5 protein-coding genes are annotated in these 6,171 nt (G+C 65.4%); 3 read left to right on the top strand and 2 right to left on the bottom strand.

Annotated elements, in window-relative coordinates; translation table 11 throughout:
• Both acnA and bamE read right to left on the bottom strand, forming a co-directional pair.
• On the bottom strand, window positions 1–2,025 hold a 2,025-nt coding region (acnA, locus tag AC1DJN_RS20030), incomplete at its 3' end, for an aconitate hydratase AcnA (protein WP_478039935.1).
• A 257-nt stretch (window positions 2,026–2,282) separates the two neighbouring features.
• Window positions 2,283–2,654 (bottom strand): outer membrane protein assembly factor BamE domain-containing protein, encoded by a 372-nt coding sequence (bamE, locus tag AC1DJN_RS20025; protein ID WP_025878954.1) that lies wholly within the window; start codon window positions 2,652–2,654, stop codon window positions 2,283–2,285.
• 189 nt (window positions 2,655–2,843) lie between these two features.
• Here bamE and AC1DJN_RS20020 point away from each other — a divergent pair, with 189 nt between their 5' ends.
• From AC1DJN_RS20020 to acnB, 3 genes are read left to right on the top strand one after another with little or no spacing between them, the layout of a single operon-like run.
• A complete protein-coding gene (locus AC1DJN_RS20020) occupies window positions 2,844–3,068 on the top strand; it encodes an AbrB/MazE/SpoVT family DNA-binding domain-containing protein (RefSeq protein WP_025878955.1) in 225 nt (74 codons plus the stop codon).
• Between the two features lie 6 nt (window positions 3,069–3,074).
• Window positions 3,075–3,476 (top strand): type II toxin-antitoxin system VapC family toxin, encoded by a 402-nt coding sequence (locus AC1DJN_RS20015; RefSeq protein ID WP_049466025.1) that lies wholly within the window; start codon window positions 3,075–3,077, stop codon window positions 3,474–3,476.
• Window positions 3,477–3,516: 40 nt separating this feature from the next.
• Window positions 3,517–6,108 (top strand): bifunctional aconitate hydratase 2/2-methylisocitrate dehydratase, encoded by a 2,592-nt coding sequence (gene acnB / locus AC1DJN_RS20010; RefSeq protein WP_478039933.1) that lies wholly within the window; start codon window positions 3,517–3,519, stop codon window positions 6,106–6,108.
• Window positions 6,109–6,171: the final 63 nt, after the last annotated feature.

The raw sequence follows: 6,171 nt of genomic DNA, 5'->3' as shown, positions 1-6,171 counted from the left end.
GACCTGCATGGTCATGCCATCGAAGTACGGCGGGTTCTTGATGTAGGTGGACGCATCGCTCCATTCGTACAGGTCACCGTCCGGTGAGGCGATGGTGTTCCAGCGGGTATCGCCCTTGAACACGTCGGCGTAGTTCTGCTTGAACATCTCCGGGCCGACGGTGGCGGCGATGACGTCGCCGATCTCCTTGTTGCTTGGCCAGATGTCGCGCAGGTACACCGGCTGACCATCGCTGCCGGTGCCCAGCGGTTCGGTGGTCAGGTCGATGTCGGTGGTGCCGGCGATGGCGTAGGCCACCACCAGCGGCGGGCTGGCCAGGTAGTTCATCTTCACTTCGGGGTGCACGCGGCCCTCGAAGTTGCGGTTGCCCGACAGCACCGAGGTCACCACCAGATCACCACTGGCGATGCCGGCACTGACTTCGGTCGGCAGCGGGCCGGAGTTGCCGATGCAGGTGGTGCAGCCATAGCCCACCACGTAGAAGCCGATCTTCTCCAGCTCGGTGAGAACGCCGGCCTTTTCAAGATAGTCGGTGACCACACGCGAGCCTGGGCCGAGCGAGGTCTTGACCCACGGCTTGCGGTCCAGCCCCTTGGCGGCCGCGTTGCGGGCCAGCAGGCCGGCGCCGATCATCACCGCCGGGTTGGAGGTGTTGGTGCACGAGGTGATGGCGGCGATGACCACCGCACCATCCTTCAGCCGCACCTTCCTGCCGTCCATCTCGATGTCGGCGTAGCCCTTGGCCAGCTGCTCGTTGCCCACTGCGGCGCCGCCGCCTTCATTGACGAAGGTGGAGACATCCTCGCTGCGCTTGTCGCGGTTGGCGGTCATGCCGACTAGCGCGTCGCGGTAGTTCTTCTGCACGTCTTCCAGCAGCACGCGGTCCTGCGGGCGCTTGGGGCCGGCCAGCGAGGGCTTCACCGTGCCCATGTCCAGTTCCAGCGTGGTGCTGTACTGCGCATGCGGGCTGTTGGCGTCGTGCCACAGGCCCTGCGCCTTGGCGTAGGCTTCGACCAGGGCGATCTGCTCTTCGCTGCGGCCGGACAGGCGCAGGTAGGTCAGCGATTCGTTGTCGATCGGGAAGATGCCGCAGGTGGCGCCGTATTCGGGGGCCATGTTGCCGATGGTCGCGCGGTCGGCAAGTGGCAGGTGCTGCAGGCCGTCGCCGTAGAATTCGACGAACTTGCCGACCACGCCGAGCTTGCGCAGCATCTGGGTGACGGTCAGCACCAGGTCGGTGGCGGTGGCGCCTTCGGGCATACGGCCGGTCAGCTTGAAGCCGACCACCTGCGGAATCAGCATCGACGAAGGCTGGCCGAGCATGGCCGCCTCGGCTTCGATGCCGCCCACGCCCCAGCCGAGCACGCCGATGCCGTTGATCATCGTGGTGTGGCTGTCGGTACCGAACACGGTATCCGGATACGCAACGGCCTTGCCGTCCTTGTCCGCGGTCATCACCACGCGGGCCAGGTTTTCCAGGTTCACCTGGTGGACGATGCCGGTGTTGGGCGGCACCACCTTGAAGTTGTCGAAGGCCTTCTGGCCCCAGCGCAGGAAGCCGTAGCGTTCCTGGTTGCGCTGGAATTCAATCTTGCCGTTGAGGTCCAGTGCGTCGGGCTTGCCGAACACATCCACCTGCACCGAGTGGTCGATGACCAGTTCGGAGGGAATCAGCGGATTGATCTGTTCGGGGCGGCCGCCGAGCTTGACCACCGCATCGCGCATCGCGGCCAGGTCGACSAYGCAGGGCACGCCGGTGAAGTCCTGCAGGACCACGCGCGCGGGCATGAAGGCGATTTCGGTATCCGGTTCGGCGCTGGGCTGCCAGCGGGCGACGGCCTCGATGTGATCCTTGCCGACGGTGACGCCGCCATCCTCGTGCCGGAGCAGGTTCTCCAGCAGGATCTTCATCGAATAGGGCAGGTGGGAGATGTCGAAGCGCTGGCCCAGCTTGGGCAGGCTGAAGTAGTCGTAGGTCTTGCCGCCGACGTCCAGCTGGCTGCGGGTGGAGAACGAATCGCTCATGCGGGATGACTCCTCTTGCGGATGGCTTGCAGTGGCCCGCATGGGCGGGCCTGCTTGCGTTTGCCGGTGGCACTCCGGCCCCGGATCCTGCCCAGTATCGGCGATCCAGCGCCCGGCAATGACCCGGCAGGCTTGGAACGCAAGGTTACAGCGGTGTGTGTAGCCTTCGTGTCAGCGTGTGCATCGTTTTTGCGCCAGCCCGCACGCAGACGGGGCGCTCATGGGCGCCCCGTCCAGGAATGCATCGGCTGCAGGACTTACTTGCCGTTGGCGGCATCGATCAGCGGATTGCCGGTCTTGCCGACAGCGTTGCTCTTGGACTTGGCCGTCAGCACGCCCTGCTTGTTGAACTCCAGTACGGTCGCTTCCTGGATGTTCTTGCCGAAGCTCTTGATCTTCACGAAGTCGTAGTACCAGACCTGGGTGTCGCCCAGCTGTTCGCGGCGGCCGGGGGCGCCGAACTTCTCACGGATGTTGTCCTGGGTGGTCTTGCCCACTTCCAGGGTGTCCATCTGCTGCTGGGTGATCTCGATGCCGGTGGTGTAGGCGCCGAACGGGTTGGCATGGGCGGAGGTCGTCGAAACGGCCAGCGGGGCTGCGAGGATCAGGGCAAGGGCGAGCGCGCGCATGAAACTTCCTTATTTATGGAGCGGATAGGTGCGGTTGGACGCCGGGGCGTCCAGCCGGGGCACAGCAGGGCTGCTGGGCGAGTCTAACCCCCGGCTGCGACTGACGAGGGATCAGTGTCACATATCGGGAGGTTTGTTCCGGATGCGACGGGTATGTATAATTCATACATACTTTTTGAGGCGTACCCCATGGAAGCCACCGTTGCTGAACGCGGACAGATCACCCTGCCCAAGGCAGTGCGCGATGCGCTGGGCCTGACCAAGGGCACCTTGCTGAAGGTGGAGCTGGAAGGCAGCCGGATCATCCTGCGCAAGAGCGTGGACGATGCGATCTCCCGCGCCCGCGGAAAGTTCTCGCTGGACGGCTTCGAATCGGCCGACGCGGCCGTGCGCGACCTGCGCGACGAGGAGTAAGCGGTGATGATCGCCGTCGATTCACCGGTACTGGTCGAACTGCTCAGCAACGGCCCGCAGGCCGATGCGGTGGAAGCCTGCCTGCGGCAGAGCCTGGTCGGTGGCCGCGTGGTGGTCTGCGGCGCGACCCTGGCCGAGATCTGTGCCGCCCTGCGCGGCGGTGCCGAGGTGCTGGAAGCGCTGGAAGAAATGGGCGTGCACTTCAACGCGCTGGAAGCCAAGTCGGCCCTGCGCGCGGGTGAGATGCATCGCCGCCATCGCCAGCGCGGCGGCAGCCAGCGCCGTGGCCTGGACGAATTCATGATCGGCGCGCACGCCCTGCTGCAGTGCGATGGCCTGATCACCTGGAACGACACGTTTTATCGCGACTACTTCAAGGGCCTGAAGCTGATCGTGCCGCAAGCCTGAGCCCACTTTTTTTCAACCTACGCATTACCCGGGAGTTGTCATGTTGGAAGCCTACCGCCACCACGTCGCCGAGCGCGCTGCGCTTGGCATCCCGCCCCTGCCGCTGACCGCGCAGCAGACGGCCGATGTCATCGAACTGCTGAAGAACCCGCCGCAGGGCGAGGCCGAGTTCCTGCTCGACCTGCTGACCCACCGCGTGCCGGCCGGCGTCGATGACGCTGCCAAGGTCAAGGCCTCGTACCTGGCCGCGATCGCACTGGGCAGCGAGCAGAACCCGCTGATCAGCCGCGAGCGCGCCACCGAACTGCTGGGCACCATGCTGGGCGGTTACAACGTCGCGCCGCTGGTGCAGCTGCTGGACGATGCCAGCGTTGGCGCCATCGCTGCCGACGCGCTGAAGAAGACCCTGCTGGTGTTCGATGCCTTCCACGACGTGCAGGAAAAGGCCAAGGCGGGCAACGCCAACGCCCAGGCCGTGATGCAGAGCTGGGCCGATGCCGAGTGGTTCACCAGCAACCCGGAAGTGCCGCAGAGCCTGACCGTCACCGTGTTCAAGGTGCCGGGCGAAACCAACACCGACGACCTGTCGCCGGCACCGGACGCGACCACCCGYCCSGACATTCCGATGCACGCCCTGGCGATGCTGAAGAACAAGCGTGACGACGCCGCGTTCACCCCGGAAGAAGACGGCAAGCGCGGCCCGATCCAGCAGATCCTGTCGCTGAAGGACAAGGGCCATCTGGTCGCCTATGTCGGCGACGTGGTCGGCACCGGTTCCTCGCGCAAGTCGGCCACCAACAGCGTGCTGTGGTGGACTGGCGATGACATTCCGTACATCCCGAACAAGCGCGCCGGTGGCGTCTGCCTGGGTTCGAAGATCGCCCCGATCTTCTACAACACCATGGAAGATGCCGGCGCGCTGCCGATCGAGCTGGACGTGTCGAAGATGGAGCACGGCGATGTGGTCGAGCTGCGTCCGTACGATGGCAAGGCGCTGAAGAACGGCGAAGTGATCGCCGAGTTCCAGGTCAAGTCCGAAGTGCTGTTCGACGAAGTGCGCGCCGGTGGCCGCATTCCGCTGATCATCGGCCGTGGCCTGACCGRSAAGGCGCGTGAAGCGCTGGGCCTGGCCCCGACCGACCTGTTCCGCCTGCCGGTGCAGCCGGCCGATACCGGCAAGGGCTTCTCGCTGGCGCAGAAGATGGTTGGCCGCGCCTGTGGCCTGCCGGAAGGCAAGGGCATGCGCCCGGGCACCTACTGCGAACCGAAGATGACCTCGGTGGGCTCGCAGGACACCACCGGCCCGATGACCCGCGACGARCTGAAGGACCTGGCSTGCCTGGGCTTCTCGGCCGACCTGGTGATGCAGTCGTTCTGCCACACCGCGGCCTACCCGAAGCCGGTGGACGTCAAGACCCACCACACCCTGCCGGAATTCATCTCCACCCGCGGCGGCATCTCGCTGCGTCCGGGCGATGGCGTGATCCACAGCTGGCTCAACCGCATGCTGCTGCCGGACACCGTCGGCACCGGCGGCGACTCGCACACCCGTTTCCCGGTCGGCATTTCGTTCCCGGCCGGTTCGGGCCTGGTCGCCTTCGCCGCTGCCACCGGCGTGATGCCGCTGGACATGCCGGAGTCGGTGCTGGTGCGCTTCAAGGGCAAGATGCAGCCGGGCGTGACCCTGCGTGACCTGGTCAACGCGATCCCGCTGTACGCGATCAAGTCGGGCCTGCTGACCGTGGCCAAGGCTGGCAAGAAGAACATCTTCTCCGGCCGCATCCTGGAAATCGAAGGCCTGCCGGAACTGAAGGTCGAACAGGCCTTCGAACTGTCCGATGCCTCGGCCGAGCGTTCGGCGGCCGGCTGCTCGGTGCGCCTGAACAAGGAACCGATCATCGAGTACCTGACCAGCAACATCACGCTGCTGAAGTGGATGATCGCCGAGGGGTACCAGGATCCGCGCTCGCTGCAGCGCCGTATCGAGAAGATGGAAGCGTGGCTGGCCAACCCGGAGCTGCTGGAGCCGGATGCCGACGCCGAGTACGCCGCCGTCATCGAGATCGACCTGGCCGACATCCACGAGCCGATCGTGGCCTGCCCGAACGACCCGGACGACGTGAAGACCCTGTCCGAAGTCGCTGGCGCCAAGATCGACGAAGTGTTCATCGGTTCGTGCATGACCAACATCGGTCACTTCCGTGCGGCTGCGAAGCTGCTGGAAGGCAAGCGTGACCTGCCGACCCGCCTGTGGGTGGCCCCGCCGACCAAGATGGATGCGTCCGAGCTGACCAAGGAAGGCGTGTACGGCACCTTCGGCGCGACCGGCGCACGCATGGAAATGCCGGGCTGCTCGCTGTGCATGGGCAACCAGSCGCAGATCCGCGAAGGCTCCACCGCGATGTCGACCTCGACCCGCAACTTCCCGAACCGCCTGGGCCGCAACACCAACGTGTACCTGGGTTCGGCGGAACTGGCGGCAATCTGCTCGCGCCTGGGCCGCATCCCGACCAAGGAAGAGTACATGGCCGATATCGGTGTGATCGCCGCCAGCGGCAGCGAGATCTACCGTTACATGAACTTCGACCAGATCGAGGAATACCAGGACGTGGCCAACACGGTCGCTGCCTGAGGGTAGTGCCGGCCGCTGGCCGGCAGCCCGTTGAAACGAAGAACCCCCGGTGAGAGCCGGGGG

It is taken from the genome of Stenotrophomonas sp. 05L414_2 (assembly GCF_056397905.1).
This window is presented reverse-complemented; position numbering and strand designations above follow the sequence as displayed.